This window comes from Streptomyces spongiae (genome assembly GCF_009377185.1).
GTDB lineage: Bacteria > Actinomycetota > Actinomycetes > Streptomycetales > Streptomycetaceae > Streptomyces > Streptomyces spongiae.
On the sequence record NZ_VJZC01000111.1, the window covers coordinates 1 to 22,590 of the forward strand.

13 protein-coding genes and 1 pseudogene are annotated in these 22,590 nt (G+C 71.0%); 5 read left to right on the forward strand and 9 right to left on the reverse strand.

All coding sequences use genetic code 11. The features are described from left to right. Positions 1 to 60 precede the first annotated feature (60 nt). The gene (locus FNH08_RS17630; RefSeq protein ID WP_152772448.1) at positions 61 to 1,641 is read right to left on the reverse strand and encodes a sensor histidine kinase; all 1,581 of its coding nucleotides are present in this window, start codon (positions 1,639 to 1,641) and stop codon (positions 61 to 63) included. 298 nt (positions 1,642 to 1,939) lie between these two features. Here FNH08_RS17630 and FNH08_RS17640 point away from each other — a divergent pair, with 298 nt between their 5' ends. The 5 genes and pseudogenes from FNH08_RS17640 (at position 1,940) to abc-f (ending at position 13,649) form a co-directional block, all read left to right on the forward strand. Next, the gene (locus tag FNH08_RS17640; RefSeq protein ID WP_152772449.1) at positions 1,940 to 5,653 is read left to right on the forward strand and encodes a S8 family peptidase; all 3,714 of its coding nucleotides are present in this window, start codon (positions 1,940 to 1,942) and stop codon (positions 5,651 to 5,653) included. Positions 5,654 to 5,756: 103 nt separating this feature from the next. Then, positions 5,757 to 6,788 carry a helix-turn-helix transcriptional regulator gene (locus tag FNH08_RS17645; protein ID WP_152772450.1) on the forward strand — a complete coding sequence of 344 codons (1,032 nt, stop codon included), beginning with the start codon at positions 5,757 to 5,759 and terminating at the stop codon, positions 6,786 to 6,788. Between the two features lie 158 nt (positions 6,789 to 6,946). Next, on the forward strand, positions 6,947 to 10,636 hold the full coding sequence (locus FNH08_RS17650; protein ID WP_152772451.1) for a S8 family serine peptidase: 3,690 nt from the start codon (positions 6,947 to 6,949) through the stop codon (positions 10,634 to 10,636). Positions 10,637 to 10,862: 226 nt separating this feature from the next. Continuing rightward, positions 10,863 to 11,572: pseudogene (locus FNH08_RS52010) on the forward strand (IS3 family transposase); the annotation flags it as partial. 445 nt (positions 11,573 to 12,017) lie between these two features. After that, the gene (abc-f, locus tag FNH08_RS17665) at positions 12,018 to 13,649 is read left to right on the forward strand and encodes a ribosomal protection-like ABC-F family protein (protein ID WP_152772453.1); all 1,632 of its coding nucleotides are present in this window, start codon (positions 12,018 to 12,020) and stop codon (positions 13,647 to 13,649) included. Between the two features lie 43 nt (positions 13,650 to 13,692). Here abc-f and FNH08_RS17670 read toward each other — a convergent pair whose 3' ends face one another. The 8 genes from FNH08_RS17670 to FNH08_RS17705 form a co-directional block, all read right to left on the reverse strand. Beyond that, positions 13,693 to 15,432, reverse strand: coding sequence for an ABC-F family ATP-binding cassette domain-containing protein (locus FNH08_RS17670; RefSeq protein WP_152772454.1), 1,740 nt, complete (start codon positions 15,430 to 15,432; stop codon positions 13,693 to 13,695). Positions 15,433 to 15,692: 260 nt separating this feature from the next. Next, positions 15,693 to 16,613: an acyltransferase family protein gene (locus tag FNH08_RS17675; RefSeq protein WP_194238517.1), complete on the reverse strand. Its 921-nt coding sequence runs from the start codon at positions 16,611 to 16,613 to the stop codon at positions 15,693 to 15,695. Beyond that, positions 16,603 to 17,634 carry a GDP-mannose 4,6-dehydratase gene (locus FNH08_RS17680; RefSeq protein ID WP_152772456.1) on the reverse strand — a complete coding sequence of 344 codons (1,032 nt, stop codon included), beginning with the start codon at positions 17,632 to 17,634 and terminating at the stop codon, positions 16,603 to 16,605. Before FNH08_RS17680 ends, FNH08_RS17675 begins: the two co-directional genes overlap by 11 nt. Next, positions 17,631 to 18,317 carry a D-glycero-alpha-D-manno-heptose-1,7-bisphosphate 7-phosphatase gene (locus FNH08_RS17685; protein WP_322724728.1) on the reverse strand — a complete coding sequence of 229 codons (687 nt, stop codon included), beginning with the start codon at positions 18,315 to 18,317 and terminating at the stop codon, positions 17,631 to 17,633. Before FNH08_RS17685 ends, FNH08_RS17680 begins: the two co-directional genes overlap by 4 nt. A gap of 25 nt (positions 18,318 to 18,342) precedes the next feature. Further along, positions 18,343 to 19,446 (reverse strand): NAD-dependent epimerase/dehydratase family protein, encoded by a 1,104-nt coding sequence (locus tag FNH08_RS17690; RefSeq protein ID WP_152772458.1) that lies wholly within the window; start codon positions 19,444 to 19,446, stop codon positions 18,343 to 18,345. 83 nt (positions 19,447 to 19,529) lie between these two features. Beyond that, positions 19,530 to 20,267 (reverse strand): HAD family hydrolase, encoded by a 738-nt coding sequence (locus FNH08_RS17695; protein ID WP_152772459.1) that lies wholly within the window; start codon positions 20,265 to 20,267, stop codon positions 19,530 to 19,532. Between the two features lie 91 nt (positions 20,268 to 20,358). Next, positions 20,359 to 21,324, reverse strand: a complete 966-nt coding sequence (locus FNH08_RS17700; protein ID WP_152772460.1) for an FkbM family methyltransferase — start codon at positions 21,322 to 21,324, stop codon at positions 20,359 to 20,361. Between the two features lie 95 nt (positions 21,325 to 21,419). Beyond that, entirely contained in the window at positions 21,420 to 22,514 is a 1,095-nt protein-coding gene (locus tag FNH08_RS17705) for a methyltransferase (RefSeq protein ID WP_152772461.1), read from the reverse strand. Positions 22,515 to 22,590 lie beyond the last annotated feature (76 nt).

The following is a 22,590-nucleotide window of genomic DNA, read 5'->3' on the forward strand; positions in this document are numbered from 1 at the left end:
GAGCCCCGGGGACGGGACGGGTAGGGGCGGCGGGGGCGAAACAAATCCCGGCCCGCCCCGTCACGCCCGGGCAGGATCCACCCCGTGCCGCAGCGACGGCGCCGACACCGTGTCCACGGACGAAGACTCGGCACGGCCCGCAGCCGGCAGCTCCACCGTGAACTCCGTACACCCCGGCTCACTCACCACACCGATACGCCCCTCATGCGCCGAGACGATCGCGGCAACGATCGCCAGACCGAGCCCAGAGCCCCCTTCCGCACCCGAGGCGCGCGAACGCGAGGCGTCCGCGCGAGTGAAGCGCTCGAAAACAGACGAGACCAGGTGAGCCGGAATCCCGGGCCCGTCGTCGCGGACACGGACGACGCAGCGCGCCTCCATGGCCTCGACGGAGACCATCACCGTCGTACCCGCAGGCGTGTGCACCCGCGCGTTGGCGAGCAGGTTCGCCACGACCTGACGCAGCCGCGCCTGGTCGCCCGTGACCAGCGCCGGCGCGTCGAGAAGCAACGCCAGCTGCCAGGTGTGGTCCTCCCCCGCGGCCCGCGCGTCCCACACGGCCTCGGCGACCACCGCCGCGAGGTCCACCTCGGTCGACTCCAGCGGCCGGCCCTCATCCAGCCGGGCGAGCAGCAGCAGGCCCTCCACGAGTCCGGTCATGCGCGCGGACTCGGCCGAGACCCGGCTCCAGGCCAGCACCGGCTCGATGCGCCCCGCACCGCGGTTCATCAGTTCCGCGTACCCGGCGATGGAGGCCAGCGGCGTACGAAGTTCGTGGCTCGCGTCGGCGAGGAAGCGGCGCATGCGTTCCTCGCTGCGCCGGCGTTCGGCGAGCGAGGACTCGACGTGGTCGATCATCCGGTTGAGGGCGGCGCCCACCTGCCCGGCCTCACTACCGGGATCGGTGTCGCGTTCGGGTACGCGGACGAGGCCACCGGTGTCGTCGCGGCCCAGCGGGGACCGGGAGACCGCGACAGCGGTGGCGGCGACCCGTCCCAGCGGCCGCAGTTGACGCCGGATGACGACGGCGCAGACGCACGCGGCGACGGTGACGCCGGCGATCCCCACGACGGCTTCGACCAGGACGAGCCCGCTGATCATGTCCTCCACGTCGCTGGTCGGCAGACCGGTGAGGACGGTGAGCCCGTCGCCCCTGACCACGGCGACGCGGTAGGTGCCGAGGCCGGGGACGGTCCGGGTGTGCGGTGAGCCGTCGGCCTCGACACCGTGGAGGGCGGCGCGCTGGGCGGCGGTGAGTGACTGCCGCGCGCCGTCACCGGTGATGACCTCGGCGGCGGTGACGTCCCCGTCGTCGTCGACCCGGGCGGCGAGCGTGCCGACGCCCTGGCCCTGCTCCCGCAGGACAGCCAGGTCCGTCTGGGTGCGCGGCCCGACCTGGACCCCGCCCAGGCTGCGCTCGGCGGCGTTGGTGACGCGATCGTCCAGGTTGCCCAGCAGATAGGAACGTTGGGCGAACACGGTGGTGAGCGCCATCGCCGCGCACACCACGACGAGCGTGGCACCGATGAACAGCAGCAGACGGGTCCGCAGCGACCGCCCCCGCTTCCGCTCCTGCTCCCGCTCCCGCTCCCGCTCCCGCTCCCGCCGCAGGCTCCCGGAGGACGACGTCGGTGTCCTCATCTGCGTGCCTCCGCGACGGCCCGGGAGAGCAGTTCGGTGAGTCCGGGTTCGTCGTCGACGATCAGTACGCGGACTCGGCCGTTCCGAGTCCCAGGGGTGCCAGCCATGTACGTATCGTGTACCGGTTCACTGAGAGAACCCTGTGTTCCCGCTGAGCCGCAGCCGTGACCGAAGAAGGCATTGGCACTCCCCGGCCACGGGAATCCCTTGAGCCGCTTTCGGCCCGGCGTTCACCCTGATCACTGGCTTCCGCCCACCAGGCCGGAGGCGTTTCAGCGTTCAGGGGAGGACGCCACCCATGCGAAGACACCACGCCCTCTGGGCCGTGGCAGGAGCGGCCGGGCTGCTCGCGGCCGCCATCACACCCGCGGCGGCCGCACCCGGGTCCCCGGTCACCGTGCTGGACTCCGTGCCGGGCTCCGCGCCGTCGGCAGGCAGCGCACCGGCACCGGCACCGGCACCACAGACCGTCACCCTCATCACCGGCGACACCGTGACACTCACCGCCGGCCCGGACGGCAAGCACGCCGTGGACGTCCAACACGGCAGGGGCCGTGAGGCGGCCACCTTCCTGTCCAGCGAACGCGACGGCGAGATCAGCGTCTTACCGTCGGACGCCATCCCGCTGGTGCAGGCGGGCCGCCTCGACCCGACGCTGTTCAACGTCACCCAGCTGGTGAAGCAGGGGTACACGGACGCGAAGATCGGCGCCACCCCGGTGATCGCGACGTACACGAAGGCGTACACGAAGGGGAGTGCGACCCCCGACGGGGCACGCCGCACGCTCACGCTGCCGGGGATCGACGGCGCCGCGCTGAGCGCACGGAAGTCGACCGCGTTCTGGGCGGACGTCGCGCCCGCGCTCGGCACCGAACCCACCTCGAAGGCCGGGCGGCAGCTCGGCGAGGGCATCGAGAAGCTCTGGCTGGACGCCGAGGTGAAGGTGTCCCTCGACGTGAGCGTCCCGCAGATCGGCGCGCCCGAGGTGTGGAAGTCGGGCTACGACGGCAAGGGCGTCAAGGTCGCCGTCCTGGACACGGGGGTGGACACCGGTCACCCGGACCTGGCGGGGAAGCTCGATGAGACGAAGAGCTTCGTACCGACCGAGACGGTTCAGGACGGCCACGGCCACGGCACCCATGTCGCGTCCACCATCGCCGGCTCGGGCGCTGCCTCCGACGGCAAGCGCAAGGGCGTGGCACCCGGTGCGGAGCTGCTCGTCGGCAAGGTACTGGCGAACGACGGCCGCGGTCAGACCTCCTGGATCCTCGACGGCATGGACTGGGCCGCGCGCTCCGGTGCGAAGATCGTCTCGATGTCGCTGGGCGGCGACGCGTCCGGCCCCTCCGACGTGCTGAGTGAGACCGTGGACGAGCTGTCCGCGTCCACCGGTGCCCTCTTCGTGATCGCGGCCGGTAACGCCGGCCCGTCCGAGCAGACCCTCGGCACCCCGGGCATCGCGGACTCCGCGCTGACCGTGGGCGCGGTCGACAAGTCCGACAAGCTGGCCTCGTTCTCCAGCCGCGGCCCACGGCTCGGCGACTCCGCGATCAAGCCGGAGATCACCGCGCCGGGCGTCGGGATCACGGCGGCCCGTTCCCTGGGAACCACCATGCCCGGCAGCACGCCTGTGGACGAGAGGTACACGACGGCGAGCGGCACGTCGATGGCGACCCCGCATGTCTCGGGCACCGCGGCGCTGGTCGCGCAGGCGCATCCGGACTGGACGGGGCAGCAGATCAAGCAGGCCCTGGCCACCACCGCCAAGACCAGCCCCGACGCCTCCGTGTTCGAGCAGGGCGACGGCCGCGTCGACGCCGTACGGGCCGTCGGGCAGGGCGTCTTCGCCACCCCGGCGCTCAGTTTCGGCAAGTACGAGGACGGCGCCGGGGCCGAGTCCGCGAGCAAGGACATCACGTACACCAACACCACCGACAAAGCAGTGGAGTTGAAGCTCGCGTCGTCCCTCACCGAGGCCGCCCTGGACGCGGATGTGGTGACCGTCCCGGCCAAGGGCACCGCCACCGTCACCGTCACGGTCGACCCGGCCGAGGAGACCGAGGGCAGGTACACGGGCCATGTCACCGCGAGCGCCGACGGCGTCCGGGTCACCACGGCCGTCGGCTTCGAGAAGCTGCCGAAGACGTACGACCTGAAGGTCTCCCTGGTGAACCGGAGCGGCAAGCCGTCCACCTCGGCGTCGCTCTTCGTGCTGCAGGAGCTGAACGGCGCGTACCCGGACACGCACGGGTTCATCGGCAGCGGTTACACCTTCAAGGTGCCGGCCGGTACGTACTCCATGGCGACCTGGATCCCGGAGCGGGACGCGGCCGGACTGGAGGTCGCCACCTCGGTCGTCGGTGATCCGGAGATCAAGGTCGACAAGGACACCGAAGTCGTCTTCGATGCCCGCAAGGCGGTCGAGATCAAGCCGAGGACCAAGGAGGACTCCGAGTTCCAGGGCTTCACCACCAACTGGCACCGGGAAGGCCCCGGCACCGCCTTCGGGTTGACCTACGCCCAGAACTGGTGGACCGACCGCATCTATGTCGCTCCGACCGAGAAGGTCACCGAGGGCAGGTTCGAGTTCACCTCCAAGTTCCGGCTGTACGAGAAGGAGCTGACGGCGAGCGTCAGCAGCCCGGAGAAGTACGCGCTGCCACTCGACTACTCGCAGGTGAGCGACACCCTTCCGGTGAAGGTCAGCGGCAAGCGCACGGTGCGGGCGGTGGACGCCGGCAGCGGCACCGCGGCCGACTTCCAAGGGCTCGACGTCAAGGGCAAGGTGGCGGTGGTCCGGGTGGCCGCCGGGAAGACGGCGGACGAGGCGCTGGCCAACGCGACCAAGGCCGGGGCCGGTTACGTCATCGCGTACCAGGAGAAGCCCGGGTACTGGATCTCCTGGGTGGACAGCACGACGATCCCGCTGATGGTCGCCACCGGCGAGGACGGGGCGAAGCTCGGCGCCCTGCTGAAGAGCGGGAAGAAGGTCACGCTGAAACTGGACGGCACCGCGGTCAGCCCGTACGTCTACAACGTGATGTTCCCGCAGACCGGCGCCATCTCGAAGGACCAGACGTACTCGCTGAACAGCTCCAACACCGTGAAGCAGACGGTCCGTTACCACGGGAGCCGGGCCGGTGACGTCGGCAAGGACGCCGTCTACCGGTACCGCCCCTGGCAGTCCGCCGCCATCGAGACCAGCCAGTACGTCCCCCTCGGCACGACACGCACCGAGTACTACAACGTGGATCCCGACACCCGCATCTGGAACACCGTCTCCCCGAACTGGCAGACCAACAGGGGGCAGTGGAACACCCTGCGGACCTTCGACCGCGCGGGCAGGGTGCCCACCGAGGAGTGGCTGCGCCAGGTCGTCCGCCCCGCGACCAGCGCGCGGTACGGCCTCTCCCAGCGCACCGGCGACAAACTCGCCCTCAGGGTCCCGGAGTTGAGCGACGCGACGCCGGGTCACTACGCCAGTGTGGACGGCGTCCAGGACACCGCGAAGGGCAAGCTGTACGCCGACGGGCAACTGGTCGGCGACACCGCTCTCGGCGGGTACGGCGCCTTCGACGTCCCGGCGGCGAAGACCTCGTACCGCTTCGTGCTCGACGCGCGGCGTACGGCCGACTGGGCCACGTACTCCACCAGCACCCACACCGAGTGGTCGTTCGCCTCGGCGCACACGGACCGGCAGACGGCGTTGCCGCTCCTCTCCGTCGACTACGACGTGAACGGGCTCGACCTCCTGAACCGTGCCGAGGCCGGGAAGAAGTCGAAGCTGGGGCTCTCCCTCCGGGACCAGGAAGGGAGCACCGCGGCCGGTGAGCTGAAGGCCTGGGTCTCGTACGACGACGGCACGACCTGGAAGGCGGTGAAGGTCAAGGGCGGCAAGGCTGAGCTCAGGCATCCGAAGGGCGCCGGGTTCGTGTCGCTGCGGGTGCGGGGCGCCGACCGGGACGGCAACGCGGTCGACCAGACGGTGCTGCGGGCGTTCGGCCTGAAGTAGACGGCGGCCCGGGCCGGTACGGCGGCAGCCGGGCCGGCACGAAGGCAACCTGGCCGGTACGGCGGCAGCCGTACGTAACAAAGATCGCCTACCGTGCCGAGCCATGGTGAACACGGCATACGGCACGGCCGGACGGAACACGGCACGCCAGAACACGGCACGACAGACCCCTGCCGCGAGCCCCTGGGCCGCGGTGGGGGTGTCCGCTTTCGAGGAACGGGTGTACCAGGCGATCCTCCATCAGCCCGACGCCGGCGCGGCCGGCTGGGCCCTGCTGGCCGGCGTCTCCCCCGCCCGGGTGCGCGAGGCATGCAACCGGCTGCTCGGGCTCGGGCTGCTCCAGCCGCCGGACTCCATGGGCGGGTTACGGGCGGTCGACCCACGGGTGGCGGTCCGCGCGCTGATCCGCCGACGGGAGACGGAGTCCGAACTGCTCGCCGCCACCGCCGAGGAGATGGGGACCGCGTACGAGGCCGGGCTGCTGCGTGAGGAACCGTCCCGGCTGATCGAGGTCGCCTCCGGCGAGGGCGCCATCGCGGCACGTCTGGAGGAGATGTACGCACGCGCCGAGCGGGAGGTGTGCCTCTTCGACACGCCGCCGTATCTCGCCCCGCCCGCACCGCAGGTGGATCTCCAGGCCGATCTGCTGCGCCGCGGGATCGTCTCCCGCGGGATCTACGCGGCGACGGCCCTGGAGGACCCGAAGGTTCTGTCCCGCGCCTGGAACATGGTAGAACTCGGTGAGCAGGCACGGGTGTTGCCGTCCGTGCCCCTCAAGCTGCTGGTGGTCGACGGGCGCCGGGCGATGCTTCCGCTGACCGCCTCAGCGGCGGGCGGCTACTGCGCCGTCGTGGTGTGGCACTCGGCGGTGACGGAGGCCCTGCAGAAACTCTTCGAGCTCGCGTGGCAGCAGGCGACACCTCTCGGGCAGCCGACCGGCGACGGTGAACTCTCCGAGGGCGAGCGGACGTTGATCCGGCTGCTGGCGGCCGGGATGAAGGACGAGGCGGTGGCACGCCATCTGGGGGTGAGCCTCAGGACACTGCGGCGGCGGGTGAGTGAGCTGCAGGATCGGCTCGGGGCGGCGAGCCGCTTCCAGCTCGGGGCACGGGCCGCTCAGCGCGGCTGGGTGTAGCCGTAGCCGTAGCGTCAACTGCCCTGGCCGAATGGGGCATTGGCACGCCCTGGCCAGAAGAATCCCTTGAGCCGCATTCCTCCCGGCGCCCACCCTGATCACTGTTTCCGCTTACCAGGCTGGAAGCGAATTCAGCGTTCAGGGGAGGAAGTCCACACATGCGAAGACTCCACGCCCTCTGGGCCGTGGCAGGAGCGGCCGGACTGTTCGCGGGGGCCGTCACCCCCGCGACGGCCGCCCCCGAGTCCCCGGTCACCGAGCCGGGCGCCAAGCCCGTGCCGAGCGTCACCACACCAGGCGCCACCGGCACCCAGACAGTCACCCTCATCACCGGCGACACCGTGTCGCTCACCGCCGGCCCGGACGGCAGGCACGCCGTCGACGTCCGGCGCGGCAACGGCCGCCAGTCCGCCACCTTCCTGTCGAGCGAGCAGAACGGCGAGGTCAGCGTCGTACCGGAGGACGCGATCTCGCTGCTTCAGGCGGGCCGTCTCGACCCGGCCCTGTTCAACATCACGCAGCTCGTCAAGCAGGGGTACGCGGACACGAAGACCGGCGCCATCCCGCTGATCGCCACGTATCGCCAGGGGAACACCATCCCCGAGGGCGCGCGCAGGACACTGTCCCTGCCCGGCATCGACGGTGCCGCTCTCAGCGCGAAGAAGTCCACGGCCGAGCAGTTCTGGGCGGACATCGCGCCCGCGCTCGGCACCGAACCCACCGCGAAGGCCGCGCGGCAACTCGACGGCGGCCTCGACAAGCTCTGGCTGGACGCCAAGGTCAAGGTGTCCCTCGACGTCAGCGTCCCGCAGATCGGCGCGCCCGAGGTGTGGAAGTCGGGCTACGACGGCAAGGGCGTCAAGGTCGCCGTCCTGGACACGGGCGTGGACGCCGGACACCCGGACCTCGCGGGCAGGATCGCCCGATCCCAGAGCTTCGTGCCCGATCAGGAGGTGCGGGACGGACACGGCCACGGCACCCATGTCGCGTCCACGATCGTCGGCTCGGGCGCTGCCTCCGACGGCAAGCGCAAGGGCGTGGCGCCCGGCGCGGAGCTGATGGTCGGCAAGGTACTGGCGAACGACGGCCGCGGCCAGTCGTCGTGGATCATCGCCGGCATGGAGTGGGCGGCGGACTCCGGCGCCGACATCGTCTCCATGTCCCTCGGCGGTACGGCCTCCGGCCCCTCGGACCCGCTGAGCGAGACGGTGGACGCGCTGTCCGCGTCGACAGGCACCCTCTTCGTGATCGCCTCGGGCAACACGGGCCCGCGGGAGCAGACCGTCGGCACGCCGGGCATCGCCGACTCGGCGCTCACGGTCGGCGCGGTCGACAAATCCGACCAGCTCGCCTCGTTCTCCAGCCGTGGCCCGCGCCCCGGCGACTACGCGGTCAAACCGGAGATCACCGCGCCCGGCGTGAACATCACGGCGGCCCGCGCCTCCGGTACCGCCATGGGCACGCCGCTCGACGACAACTACACGGCGGCGAACGGCACATCGATGGCCACCCCGCATGTGGCGGGCGCCGCGGCACTGGTCGCGCAGGCTCATCCTGACTGGACGGGCGAGCAGATCAAGGAGGCCCTGGCCAGTACCGCGAAGACGAACGCCGACAACTCCGTGTTCGCACAGGGAGACGGCCGCGTGGATGCCGTGCGGGCGGTCACGCAGAACGTCTTCGCGACCTCGACGCTGAGCTTCGGAAAATTCGAGGACGGCGACACGAAGGTCACCAGCAAGGACATCACGTACACCAACACCACTGACGAAGCGGTGGAGTTGAAGCTCTCGTCGACCCTCGCCGACGTCACCCTGGGGGCCGGCACGGTGACCGTGCCGGCGAAGGGCACCGCGACGGTCCCCGTCAGCGTCGACCCGGCCGAGAAGGCCAAGGGCCGGTACGCGGGCCACATCACCGCGACGGCCGACGGCATCCTGGTCACGACGGGTGTCGGCTTCGAGAAGGCGCCGAAGACGCACGCTCTCAAGGTTTCCCTCGTGGGCCGCGACGGCAAGCCGGCCACCGCTGGGGCGATCTACACCTTGCAGGAGCTGAACGGCGCCCGCGCCAACGAGTACGGCTTCATGAGCGACACCGGGACCTGGGAGGTCCCGGCCGGTACGTACTCCGTGGCCACCTGGATCTACGACGACGACACGGGCGGCGTGGCCGTCGGCACCTCGGTCGTCGGCAATCCCGAGATCACGGTCGACGGGGACACCGAGGTCACGCTCGACGCCCGCGAGGCGGTGGAGATCGAGCCGAGGACCAAGGAGGACTCCGAGTTCCAGGGCTTCAGCACCTCGTGGCACCGCGAAGGGCCGGGAAGCTCCTGGGGGTTGACGTACAGCCAGGGCCCCTGGACCGACCACGTCTATGTGGCGCCGACCAGGAAGGTCAGCGAGGGGTCCCTCGAGTTCTACTCCAAGTTCCGTCTGTACGCGAAGGAGTTGACCGCGAGCGTCACCGGTCCCGAGAAGTACGCGCTGCCGCTCGACTACGCGAACACGTACAACGACTTCCCGATGAAGATCACCGGTGACCGGAAGGTACAGGCGGTCTACGCGGGCTCCGGCACGGCGGCCGACTTCGAGGGCCTCGACGTCAAGGGCAAGGCAGTGGTGGTCGGGGTCGCGGCCGACACATGGGGGCCGGACGAGGCGATGGCCAACGCGACTGAGGCGGGGGCGAGTTATCTGATCGCGTACCGCAAGAAGGCCGGCCACTGGCTCACGGCCGTGGACAGGGCGACGATGCCGGTGATGATCGCCACCGGCGAGGACGGCGACAAGCTCACCAGCCTCCTCAAGAGCGGCAAGAAGGTCACGCTCAAGCTGGGCGGCACGGCGGTCAGCCCGTACGTCTACAACGTGACCCTCCCGCAGTCCGGAGCGATCTCGCCGGACCAGACGTACCCCCTGAACCGCTCCACCACGGCCAAGGTGACGAGCCGTTATCACGCCTCCAGGGCGGGTGAGATGGGGGCTGACACCGTCTACACGTACCGCCCCTGGCAGCTGTTCGCGGTCGAGTCCAGTGACTACATGCAACTCGGCCAGGTACGCACCGAGTACTTCAACGTGAGCCCCGACACCCGCGTCTGGCACACCGTGTATCCGTCCTGGGAGGCGTACGGGGGCCAGTGGAACACCTTGCGGACCTACGGCGAGGCGGGCACCCGGCCGAGCGAGGACTGGCTGCGCCAGGTGGTACGCCCGGCGACGAACACCGAGTACGGCCTCTCGGAGCGCACCGGCGACAAACTCACCCTCTCCATACCGGAGTTCAGCGACTCGACGCCCGGTCACTACGGGTACGTCCGAGACGCCACCGACACCGCGAAAGGCAAGCTGTACGCGGACGGCCGGCTGGTCGGCGACTCGACGGTCGGCGGGTACGGCGTCTTCGACGTCCCGGCGGCGAAGACCTCGTACCGCTTCGTGCTCGACGCTCAGCGGGGGGCCGACTGGACGCCGTACTCCACGAGCACCCACACCGAATGGTCCTTCGCCTCGGCGCACACCGACGCGGAGACGGCGCTGCCCCTGCTCTCCGTCGGCTATGACCTGGACGGGCTCGACCTCCTCAACCGTGCCGAATCCGGGCGGGAGCTGGAGCTCGGACTCTCCGTCCGGGATCAGGAGGGAAGCGTCAAGGCCAGGAGCCTGAGGGCGTGGGTCTCGTACGACGACGGAACCTCCTGGAAGGAGGCGAAGGTCGGGCACGGAAAGGCCGAGATCAAGCACCCGAAGGGCGCGAAGTCCGTGTCACTGCGCGTTCGGGCATCCGACGGTGCCGGAAACGAGGTCGATCAGACCGTGCTGCGGGCGTACGGCCTGAAGTAGGAGCGTCGTATGACGGTATGACGCGAAGGGGCCGCATCCCTGTGTCCTTCCAGGGATGCGGCCCCTCAACTGCCGTACCGGAACGCTTACTTGCGGATCAGGCTGCGCAGCACGTACTGAGACATGCTTCGATTGCCGTTCTTGACCCTATTCGGGCCTTGACCCTTGATCTTGGACACACTGGGTGCGGGCAGCGGGCGCGAGCCGGGCGCGGGGACGCCGGGCAGAGGCACCCGCCGAGCCGCCGACACCGCTGGAGGCGGAGAACGCCGCTCTGCGCAAGAAGGTCCACGAGCTGGAGGAAGAACGCGAGATCCTGCGCAAGGCGGCGAAGTATTTCGCCGGGGAGACGCGCTGGTGAACCGCTTCCAGTTCGTTGCCGACCACCAGCGCCGCTACGGCGTGAAGCGGCTGTGCACCATCCTGGGCATCACCCGTTCCAGCTTCTACTACTGGCGCCGGACGGCTGCGGACCGGGCCGCCCGGCAGGCGGCCGACGCCGGCCTCGCCGCCCGGATACGGGCCGTGCACCACGGATCAGGCGGTCACCTACGGCGTCCCAAGGATCACCGCCGAACTCCGCGACGACGGCGAGCGAGTCAACCACAAGCGCATCGCGCGAGTGATGCGCAGCATCGGCCTGGCCGGAGTGCGGCTGCGTCGCAGGCCCCGCACCACGATCACGGACCCGGCCGCGGCGAAGGCCCCCGGACCTGATCGGCCGCGACTTCACCGCAAGCGAGCCGAACACGAAGTACGTCGGCGACATCACCTATCTCCCACTGGACGGCGGGAAGTTCCTGTATCTGGGTCCGCCAGTCCATGAGCGCGATCGGCTCCAGCGCGGACAACGCACTCGCCGAGTCCTTCAACGCGACGTTCAAACGCGAGACGCTCCAGGGCCGCAAGACCTGGTCCAGTGAACGCGATGCCCGCCTCGGACAACGCAGCCCCATCGCCTACGAGACAGCACTCGACACAACATCAACTACCCTGGCCAAGCCGCATAGCCCGTGTCCAAGATTCCGGGTCAAGCCCCCCCCGCAGCTCTCCGGCCTCTGCAGTCATCCGCTCTCGGCCCTGCGGCCGGCAGTACCGCTGCATGAGCCGCGGACGGTGGTATGGTGCATGTATCTCTATCAACTCCCCCGATTTCAGGGAGGATTCGCATGGCAGGTCAGTGAGGATGACCGCTCGGTCCAGACTCGCCGCACCGCGTCGTTGACGGTTATCGCCGACGTGTGTCGCCTGCGGGTCTCGTTCACCGAACATCCACGCTGACCTGGCACGCATCGACCCCGTACGGCTTTCGAGGCCACCGTAGTCGCGCTGCTGTACTGGCGTTCCCGGCCGGGTCGGCGACGACACCCACGGGATTCTCATGACTGACGCAACCGTTGTCTGCACCGGTTTGTCCTTTTCCTGGCCCGATGAGACTCCGGTCTTCGACGGGCTGACCTGTTCTCTCGGCGCCGGGCGGCACGGCCTGGTCGGCCCCAACGGCGCGGGCAAGAGCACCTTGTTGCGCCTCTTCGCCGGCGAGCTGGCACCGTCATCGGGGTCGGTCGGTGTGCAGGGGCAGCTCGGGTACCTGCCGCAGTCCCTGCCGCTGGCACAGGGCACCGTCGACGAGGCGCTCGGTATCGCGGCGGTACGGCGCGCACTGCACGCCATCGAGGCCGGTGAGGTGGACGAGGCCCACTTCACCGCCGTCGGCGACGACTGGGACATCGAAGAGCGCACCACCGCCGTACTCGGCCGGCTGGGGCTCGCGGATGTCTCCCTCGACCGGTCGCTGGCCTCCCTCAGCGGCGGCCAGGTGATCTCCATCGGCCTCGCCGCCCAGTTGCTGAAACAGCCGGACGTGCTGCTGCTCGACGAGCCGACCAACAACCTCGACCTGGCAGCCCGACGGCGGCTCTACCAGGTCGTCGAGGAGTGGAAGGGCTCCCTGGTGGTGGTGAGCCACGACCGGGCACTCCTTGACCGCGTCGACGGCATCGCGGAGCTGCGGCCCAGCGAACTGCGCTGGTACGGCGGCAACTTCACCGCATACACCGAGGCCGTGGAGCGCGAGCAGGAAGCCGCGCAAAGGGCGGTACGCGGCGCCGAGCAGGAAGTGCGCCGCCACAAGCGCGAAGTCCAGGCGGCGCACGAGCGGGCCCAGCGCAGGGCGAGCAACGTCAAGCGCGCCAAGCACTCTCTCGGCGTGCCGCGCATCCACGCGGGCGCCCTGCAGCGGCAGGCGCAGGAATCGGCCGGGCGGGCCGCCGCGGTGCACGAGCAGCGTGTGAAGGAAGCCAGGGCGAAGCTGGAGCAGGCCGGTCAAGGGCTGCGCGAAGAGGCGCGGCTCGCCATCGCCCTGCCACCCACCAAGGTGCCCGCCGGGCGCACGGTGCTTCAGTGCGAGCGTGTTCGTCTCCACTACGGCGACACCGAACTGTTCGGCGCCGGTGTCGACCTCGCAGTGCGCGGACCCGAACGGATCGCGCTGCTCGGCTCCAACGGCGTGGGGAAGTCGACGCTGATGAGACTCGTCGCGGGTGAACTGGCACCGTCGTCGGGAACCGTCCGTACGCCGGTGGAGCGGGTGTCGTATCTGTCGCAACGCCTCGACCTGCTGGATCTGGATGCGAGCGTCCTCGACAACCTGCGGGCCTTCGCACCGCAGCTGCGGGAGGAGCAGGCCCGGCACTGGCTTGCGCAGTTCTCCTTCCGCGGCACACGGGCGCGTTCGGTGGCCCGGACGCTGTCCGGTGGCGAGCGGCTGCGGGCGACGCTGGCATGTGCCCTGGCCACCGACCCGGCGCCGCAGCTCCTGCTTCTCGACGAGCCCACGAACAACCTGGACCTCGACAGCGTCGCCCAGTTGGAAGACGCGCTCAACGCATTCGAGGGTGCCTTCGTCGTCGTCAGCCACGACCTGCCGTTCCTGCGCGCCATCGGTGTCACCCGCTGGATGCGCCTGAAGGGCGGCGCGATCATGGAGGTCGCCCCGCCGCAGGACGACTGACGGGAGTACGACCGCGCCGCCCCGGCCGGATCTCGCGCGGTGATCAGCCGGGGCGGCGCAGCGTGCCGTCCGTCAGCTCGACCACGTGGTCCGCGTACCGCTCACGCAACGCGCGGTCATGGGTGACCAGGACCACCGGGCCGGTGAACTCCTCGATGGCCTCCTGGAGTTGTTCCACCAGCGGCAGGCTGAGGTGGTTGGTCGGCTCGTCCAGGAGCAGCAGATCGGGGCGGGCCGCGAAGAGTTCCGCCAAGCCCAGGCGACGGCGTTGGCCCGTCGACAGGCGGTCCAACGGGACGGTGAGGTCGCCGCGCCGGAAGAGCCCGAAGCGGCCCAGTTCGGCGGATGCGGTGTCGTGGTCGACGGCCCGACGCTCCGCGTACACCTCCAGGAGGCCGCGGTGGCCGTGCTCGTACGTCGACTCCTGCGGCAGGTAACCCACCCGCGTGCCGTCCGCCGTGGCGACGGTGCCGTGCTGCGCGGGCAGCACGCCGGCGAGGATCCGCAGCAGGGTGGACTTGCCCGCGCCGTTGGGGCCGACGATGACGGTGAAGTCACCGGGACGCAGGTCGAGTTGGATGTCGCGCAGTACGTCACCGAACGTGACGCGGGTGGCCCGCAGCAGGGCCGGGTCGCCTTCCGTCACGGGCGGGGAGGTCCGTGTCGACGCCCCGGGGGCCTGTGTCACGGGCCGCGCGGTGTGCGCCGGGCGAAAGCTCAGCGGTTCGGGCGGACGTGGCACAGGGTCGTCGAGCAGACGCCGCAGTTCGAGCCGGGCCGCGCGGGTCCTACGGGCCACGTCGGCCTGTGCCTTGCCGCCGGTGCGGTCGTAGCCCATCTTCTCGTTGTCGCGCTTCAGGCCGCCACCGTCCCCGGCCGCGCCCGCCCGGTCCAGCCGCTCGCGTACGCGGTCGGTTGCCTCCTGCCACTGCGCGTACTGGCGTTCCCAGCGGGTGCGGGCGGCGCGCTGTTCGGCGAGATAGTCCTGGTAGTCACCGCCGTGGCGGACGGCGCTGCCCCGGGGCCCGTCCAGGTCGACGATGGCGGTGGCGGCGGCGCCCAGCAGGGTGCGGTCGTGGGAGGCGACGACGCACGGGCCGCGGTAGCCGCGCAGCCAGTGGGTCAGCCAGTCCGCGGCACGGTCGTCCAAGTGGTTGGTCGGCTCGTCCAGAAGCAGCGCGGACGGTGCGGCGAGGACGAGTTCGGCGAGCGCGAGCCGGGCCCGCTGGCCGCTGGAGAGCCGGCCCACCGGATGCGCGGGCGACAGGCCGCCGAGACCGAACACCGCGAGGACCTCACCGGTACGGGCCTCGCGCTCCCAGCCGCCACGGTCGGTGAACGCGTCCTGAGCCCGGCCGTAGTCGGCGAGCAGGGCTTCCAGTTCCGCGCCCTCGGCGGCTGCCATGTGCCGTTCCAGATCACGCAGACGCGCGGCCAGCAGGTCGAGTTCGGCGTGGGCGCGGTCCAGCACGTCCGTGATCGTCCAGGCGGCCGGGAACGCCGGCTCCTGCGGCAGGAAGCCGACACGGCCCGTGACCGCGCGCAGCACGCTGCCCCGCTCGGGGGCGAGATCACGGGCGAGGACGCGCAGCAGTGTGGACTTGCCCTGGCCGTTCTCCCCGATCAGACCCACTCTTTCCGCCGCGGCGACGGTCAGGGAGACGTCGCGCAGTACCGGCCGGTCCCCGAGGGTGCACGAGACGCCCTCGGCCGCCAGGTGGGCGGTGCCGCGGCTGCCCGCCAGGACGTCGGCGCTGTCTGGGAGTTGAACGGTGTGCTCCATGACTCCAGTATCTGAAAGGACGGTGGGGCGGCTGGGAGGGGTGACGTGGGCGAGGCGTGAGGGGAACCGGCCCCGCCCGGCCCGGGTCACGGGCGGGCCTTGTCGGGCGTGCGGCGCCACGGGTGGGACCACCGTCGCATCGCGGGCAGCTCCACGGTGATGTGCAGCAGCCACGCCGCCGAGCCACAGGGCCGGGCCCCACCTCGGCCGTGTCGGTCCGCGACGCAGGTCGGCCTGGGCGCAGGCCACGATCAGCAGGCTCAGCGGTATGACCCACGCGGCGGTGATCGCGAACAGGAAGGGCAGGCGGAGCGAGAGGGCCAGACTCGCCGCGACAGCCAGGAGGGCGTACGGCAACCGGATTGCGGGGGGCAGACCCGTTCGGCGACCATACGAGCCAGGATCACGCCGAGGAGGAACTCGGCGAAGCGGGTCAGTGGAAGCACCTGGACAAACCAGAACTGCTGCCGGCTCACCGGGAACTCGCCGTACAGCGGCGTGCCGGGCAGCAGCGCACGGGCGACGACCGGGAACGCCACGACGAGCGCGCACAGCAGTGCGGCGCACTGCGCGAGGCGGTGCCGGGGCAGCCTCCGCACCAGCCGCACCACCAGGGGGAATGAGAGGTAGAACAGCACCTCGCAGGACAGCGACCAGGTGACACCGCTGACGACGATGAACTCGACCAGCGGGCCGAACGCCCAGGCGTGCAGCAGGGGCAGTTCGAGGGCGGCGGCCACCCCGAGCGTGCCTCCGCTTCCGAGGAGCAGCACCGCGCCGATGACCCAGACCACGGTGTGGCCGGGGAACACCCGCACGACCCGGCGGCGCCAGAAGCTCCGGGCGGAGTCGCCCTCGCGCGCCGCCCAGGTCAGAACGAAGCCGCTGAGCAGGAAGAAGAGGACGACTCCCAGATAGGCCGCGTGGTGCAGCAGGTCATCGGCCAGGTCGCCGCTCCACACCCGCTCGGGCCAGATGAACTCGTAGATGTGGCAGACCAGGACGGCGAGCGAGGCGGGAAACCGCAGCACCGTCAGGGACGGCAGCCGGGCTTGGCGCCCGGACCTGTCGGCCGTCGACGCGCCGGGGCCGGTGAGCAGCGCCGTACCGGGCCGGCCCGGCAGTGGCACCGACGCGGTGGCCGGCGGGCCGGGTGGTGTGGTCGCGGACTCACCAGTCATGGACATACGCCCGCGTCGAGGGGTGGCGCAGTTCTCTTCGCGCCCGCTCCAGGTCCGCCTCCACCATCATCCGCATCAGCTCCTCGAAGCCGGTCTCGGGCTCCCAGCCGAGTTCGGTGCGGGCCTTCTTCGGGTTGGCGCACAGCAGGTCGACCTCGGCGGGGCGGACCAGACGGGTGTCGCTGACGACATGCGCGCGCCAGTCAAGGCCCACCGTCTCGAAGGCAATGCCCACCGCGTCCCGTACGGAGTGCATGTGCCCGGTGCCCACGACGTACTCGCCGGGTTCGGCCTGGGCCAGCATGAGGCGCATGGCGCGGACGTAGTCTCCGGCGAAGCCCCAGTCGCGTACGGCGTCGAGGTTGCCGAGGCGCAGTCCGTTCTGCAGGCCGAGACTGATCCTGGCGGCGGCCCGGGAGATCTTGCGGGTGACGAACTCCCGTCCGCGCCGTGGGGATTCGTGGTTGAAGAGGATCCCGGAAGCGGTGAACATCCCGAAGGACTCACGGTAGTTGCGCGTGATGAGGTGCCCGTAGGTCTTGGCCACACCGTAGGGGCTGCGCGGCCGCGGCGGGGTGTCCTCGTCCTGGGGCACCTCGCCGACCTGGCCGAACATCTCGGAGGACGACGCCTGGTAGAAGCGGATGGTGCCGGGCGGCGCGGTCGTGGACCTGCCGAGGCCGCTGACGATGCGGATGGCCTCCAGCATGCGCAGCACTCCCATGCCGGTGACCTCGCCGGTCAGTTCGGCCTGCTGCCAGGACATCGGGACGTAGGAGATGGCAGCGAGGTTGTAGACCTCGTCCGGCTGGATGTGGTCGACGGCGGCGACGAGACTGCTCTGATCGAGCAAGTCGCCCTCGGCGAAGCGTACTTCGGGGGCGATCCGCTCGATGCGGGAGCGGTACGGGTTGCCCTGGCCGCGAAGCAGCCCCCACACCTCGTAGCCGCGTTCCAGGAGGTGCTCGGCGAGGTAGGAGCCGTCCTGGCCGGTGATGCCGGTGATCAGTGCGCGCCTCATGGCCTGGCTCCTTCCTTTTCCGCCGGCCGGGCGGCGCGGGTGTGCGGATCCTCGGGGCGTCGCAGCGGTGGCCGGCGCCATTCCGCCTTGGTGAGGGCCATGACCAGTTCGGCCGCCTCGCGGAGGGTGGGCACGCTGCCCAGGCAGCCCGGGTACCCGGCGGGTGGTCCGCCCCGGCCGCTGCGCACGTGCAGCGACCAGCAGCCCGCCGCCGCGGCCGCCATCAGGTCGGTGTCGTGATCACCGACGAGCAGTGCCTGCCCCGGGTTCACCCCGATGCGGTCGATGGCCCTGGTGATGAGACCCGGCCGGGGTTTGCGGCAGGGGCAGCGGGATTCGGGCAGGTGCGGGCAGTGCAGGATCACCGGGCGAGGCACGCCGACGGCCGCCAGGTCCGCGGCCATGCGATCGTGGATGCGGTCGAGTTCGTGTCCGGTGAGCAGGCCCTGTCCGACGGCCCCCTGGTTGGTGACGACGGCCAGGCGCAGGCCGAGCCCGGTGAACAGGGCGCAGGCGTCGATCGCGCCGGGCAGCCACCGCCACTGCTCGGCGCGGGTCACGTGGTCGGGGCGGTTGACGTTGAGGACGCCGTCACGGTCGAGGAGCACCGCTTGGAGTTGCCCGCGCGCCCGCGCTACGGGTGCCGTCCGTGTCGTCGGCGCGGTGCGCGCGGTGGGGGTCACCGGCGAAGTCCGGCTCGCGTGCGGATCAGGCATGGCGCGCCCCGAGGTAGGCGGACGAGCCGTGCCGGTGCACCGGTCCCCCGGCGGCGGGCGCGGGCGGTACGGGTTCGGCGGGCGGTTCGAGCGGGCCCTCGGCGATGATCTCACGCACCGCCGTGCGGACGGCTGCCGATGAGGTGAGGCGTGGCTGCCAGCCGAGGTCGAGCAGCGGCCGGGGGCTGACGCGAACGGTGGGGATGTCGCCCTTCCAGCCGCGCTGTCCGGAGCCGAGGAGGATCTCGCCGTCCGCGCCGGGGAATTCGGCGACGGCGATCCGGGCCACTTCGGCGGCCGCGGTGGCGTCCGTGTTGCACACGTCGTACGCCTCGAATCCCGCCCGTTCGGTGGCGGACCGGCCACCGGCGGCCTCGGCGAGTGTCGTCAACGCGCTGACGCAGTCGGAGACATGGAGGTAGCTGCGCTTCTGGCTGCCGTCGCCGAGCACCGTGAGCCGGGTCGGGTCCTGGCGCAGTTTGCCGACGAAGTCGTGGATGATGCCGCGCCTCATCCCCGCGCCGACGACATTGGAGAGCCGGGCGGCGACGGCGTGGAACCCCGTCTCGTGGGCGGCGGCGCACAGGAACGCCTCGGCTGCGGCCTTGCCCGCGCCGAACCGGGTCGCGGGGCGCGGGGGCCGCCCGGTGAGCGGTACGTCGTGCGCGGCCCGATCGCCATAGACGAGTTGGCTCGAGGTCATCACCACACACTGCGGGGGATGTTCGACGAGCGCTTCGAGGAGTGCGACGGTGCCGGTCACGGTGGTGTCGAGGTCGGCTCGGCCGGACTGTGCCCAGGAGCGGTTCTCGGTGTTGGCGCCCAGGTGGAAGATCCAGCGCGCGTCTTTCGTGAGTCCGCGGAGCGTGCGGGTGTCGCGCAGGTCGGCCTCGTGGTACCGCAGGTGCGCGTGCGGGCCGGCGGTCCGCACCTGGTGCGCCGAGGTCCACGGGACGACGTCCACGGCCGTCACCCGGCAGCCCGCGGACAACAGCCCGGTCACCAGGTGTGATCCGATGAACCCGGCGGCTCCGGTGACGACGGCGTGCGGGGCGGCACCAGGCGTGTCGCCGGGAGTGTCTCCAGGTATGTCCATGTCCAGTCCTTTGTCTTTGTCCTTGTCGTCCTTGTTCTTGTTCGGCCTCGCCCTTGTTCAGCCTCGCTGCGAAAGGTTGTGAACTAGGGTTCGGAGTTGAGGAGTTGGGACAGTCGGCGGATACGGGTGTAGCGCGCGGCGTCGTCCGGATAGATGTCGAGAGGGTCGTAGAGGACCGTGGGGGGAAGGCCGTGCGGGGCGCCGTCGAGGGTGTCGCCGACGTAGCGGCACTGCTCCAGGGGGCGGCCGAGGGCCACGGCCGCCATCCGGAAGATCCTCGGGTCGGGTTTGGCGATGCCGACGGCGGCCGAGTCGAGGACGCCGTCGAGCCGGTCGAGGAGCCCGGCCCGGGCGAGTTCGGCGTGCGCGCGGCCGTCGGCGTTGCTGACGACGTACCGCTGCACCTGCGGGGGCAGGGCGTCGAGGAACGGCACGGCCTCGGGGTTCACGACGCTCCACAGCACCGTGTCGTCCACCTCGCGGCGGACCGTCCGCCACAGCGACTCGGCGGCGTCGGGCGAGCATCCGGCGTGCGCGGACCAGCGGTGCGCGAACGCGTGCGGGCCGGTATCCGGTCCGGCCGCCAGGTCGAGGTCGCGGGCCGCGAGGGCCACGGCGTGCCGTGCGGTGACGGGGTCGAGGCGCAGCCCGAGCCGCTTGCCGTAGTGGGACAGCACCGCGCCGTCGGGCAGGATCAGGACACCCCCGGAATCCAGGAGCAGCGCGGGAGTGTGCGGGGGTGTGCTCCTCGGGAGACGGGCGGCGGGCTCGGGCAGGGGCGCGGGTATGGGTGCAGTGGCGCGGGGCTGTGCGGTGCTCATGGTGGCTCCAATCCACCGAAGTCCCGGCGCGGGGCCGGGCGCGACCGCCGCCGCTGACCGAGGGCGGCGGCAGTCGTGGCACTCGGGGCGGCTAGGCGGGTCCTGGCGTCAGGAAGAGGTTCACGAACTCGCGCTCCGTGTTCTCCGCGGCACGGACGAACTCGGCGTCGGGCAGCCCGGGGTCGATGGCCAGGTCGTCGACGATCTCGCGGGTGAAGCCGAGCGAGGAGTAGATCCGCAGCACCTCCACCGGGTCGTCGCCGCGCTCGCGGATGCCGGGCGGCCAGAATTCGACGAGCAGCCGGGGGCGGCAGCGGCGCAGAGTGCGCCGCATGCCGAGGATGGCGAGGTGGTCGCCGCCCTGCAGGTCGACCTTCATGAAGTCGATCTCGGGCACGCCGTCGAGGATGTCATCGAGGGCGATCACCGGTACGGGGTGGCCGAGTTCGGCCGGCTCGTCCAGGACGCGGTGGTCGCCGGTGTTGCCGTCCTTGTCGCGGCGCAGGTATGCGATGCCGGACCGCTCGCCGGCCGCGGCGAACACCGGCGTGACGTTGGAGGCGCCGTTGCGCACCAGGTTCTGCAGCAGGAGCTGGTGATTCCAGGCGTCGGCCTCGACGGAGACGACCCTGCCGTGGGACTGGACGAGCTGGGACATCAGGAGGCTGAAGTAGCCGATGTGCGCGCCGATGTCCAGGACGGTGGTGCCGGGGGTCACGGTCTTGCGGATCGCCGCGTCCTCGTCCGCCTCCCAGCGGCGGGTCTCGGCGATCTCGGGCCGGATGATGGTGTCGTCGCCGTCGATCTGCAGGGCGCCGACGTCGGAGTCCAGGTGGGCGGGCAGGCTCCATTGCGGTGCCGGGGCGCCAGCCTCGGCGCAGGCGGCGGCGACCAGGGGGCGCCACAGGCGCGCGGTGCTTTCCCCCGCCGTGCGCGGGTCGGGGGCGTGGCCGCCGTCGGCGGTAGCGACCGCGGCGGCCGCGGCACGCTGCATCGTCAGCGCGTAGTCCGCGGGCGAGGGCCCGCCGTAGGGTGTGCGGTCTTCGGTCTCGGGCATGCGAGGGTCCGTCCTTCTCGGGGTACGAGGTGTCTGGTACGAGGTGGGCAACTGGCTCAGGCACGCCGGGACTTGACGTGCGTCGGGGGGCGTGGTCAGGCGGGCACGCCCTCGACGATGCTGTGGTACTGGGCTTCGAGGTGGCCGTGGTCGGCGAGTTTGCGCGTCAGGGTGTGCCGGAATCCGGCGGCCGCGAACAGCTCCGCGAACTCCGCCTCGGTGCGGACGCGACCGCCCGTGGTCACCAGGAGGTCCATGTCGGTGGTGACGATGCCGTGGGCGGGCCCGAGGTCCTCCGTGAGGGACGGCATCAGCGGCTCCATCACGAGGACCCGGCCGTCGTCGGGGATGACAGCGCGGCAGTTGCGCAGCAGCGTGCGCACGTGGTCGTCGTCCCAGTCGTGCAGGACGCTCTTCATCACGTACAGGTCGCCGCCCGGCACCACCTTGTGGAAGGCGTCCCCGGCCACCACCGAGCAGCGCTCGGCCAGACCGGCCTCGGCGAGCGCCTCGCTGGCCTGCGCCATGCCTTCGGGCTGGTCGAACACGATGCCCTGAAGGTGGGGATGGGCTTCGAGCAGACAGCTGAGCAGGGCGCCGTTGCCGCCTCCGATGTCCACGACGGTCTTGCACCAGGAGAAGTCGTAGCCCTGGGCGAGGGCCGGGCCGACGGCTTTGGTGTCCTCGCCCATCGCGGCGTTGAACAGCGCATATTCGTCCGGGCGTTGGGCGTAGTAGGTGAAGTAGGGCACGCCGTGGATGCGTTCGAAGCCGTTGCTTCCAGTGCGGACCGTCTCGGCCAGATCGCCCCAGCTGCGCCACATGGCCTCTCCGGCGAAGAGCAGCACCATGGCGGCGAGCGAGTCGGGTACGTCGGTGCGCAGCGGGCGTCCCATGGGAGTGAGCACATAGTGGTCGGGGCCACCGTCGGGGGCGACGATGCCGGTACCGGCGAGGCCACGAAGGAGCCGGCGCAGCGACGGCTCGTCGGCGCCGCAGGAGCGGGCGAGTTCGGCGCAGCCGCGGGGGCCTTCGGCCAGGGCGTCAGGCAGGCCGAGGCGGACGGCGGCGTGGATGATCTGGGCGGGCATGGAGCCGAAGGCCAGCTGCCACAGCCGGGCCGTCGACTCGTCCTCCTCCGGGCCGGTCTGCGGCCGCTCGGCCGGGGTGGGGTCGTCGGTCGTGGTCACGGGGTGATCACACTCCTTCCTGTGCCGGTGCCGCAGGGGTGTGCGGCGCTCGGGGACTGTGTGGCGTGGTGGGGGA

Excerpts from the sequence above, each read along its gene's own strand:
- FNH08_RS17695 (WP_152772459.1), bottom strand. The coding sequence starts at position 20,267 with ATGAGCACCGCACAGCCCCGCGCCACTGCACCCATACCCGCGCCCCTG.
- FNH08_RS17690 (WP_152772458.1), bottom strand. The coding sequence starts at position 19,446 with ATGGACATACCTGGAGACACTCCCGGCGACACGCCTGGTGCCGCCCCG.
- FNH08_RS17640 (WP_152772449.1), top strand. The coding sequence starts at position 1,940 with ATGCGAAGACACCACGCCCTCTGGGCCGTGGCAGGAGCGGCCGGGCTG.
- FNH08_RS17700 (WP_152772460.1), bottom strand. The coding sequence starts at position 21,324 with ATGCCCGAGACCGAAGACCGCACACCCTACGGCGGGCCCTCGCCCGCG.
- FNH08_RS17675 (WP_194238517.1), bottom strand. The coding sequence starts at position 16,613 with ATGACTGGTGAGTCCGCGACCACACCACCCGGCCCGCCGGCCACCGCG.
- abc-f (WP_152772453.1), top strand. The coding sequence starts at position 12,018 with ATGACTGACGCAACCGTTGTCTGCACCGGTTTGTCCTTTTCCTGGCCC.
- FNH08_RS17650 (WP_152772451.1), top strand. The coding sequence starts at position 6,947 with ATGCGAAGACTCCACGCCCTCTGGGCCGTGGCAGGAGCGGCCGGACTG.
- FNH08_RS17630 (WP_152772448.1), bottom strand. The coding sequence starts at position 1,641 with ATGAGGACACCGACGTCGTCCTCCGGGAGCCTGCGGCGGGAGCGGGAG.
- FNH08_RS17645 (WP_152772450.1), top strand. The coding sequence starts at position 5,757 with ATGGTGAACACGGCATACGGCACGGCCGGACGGAACACGGCACGCCAG.
- FNH08_RS17680 (WP_152772456.1), bottom strand. The coding sequence starts at position 17,634 with ATGAGGCGCGCACTGATCACCGGCATCACCGGCCAGGACGGCTCCTAC.
- FNH08_RS17670 (WP_152772454.1), bottom strand. The coding sequence starts at position 15,432 with ATGGAGCACACCGTTCAACTCCCAGACAGCGCCGACGTCCTGGCGGGC.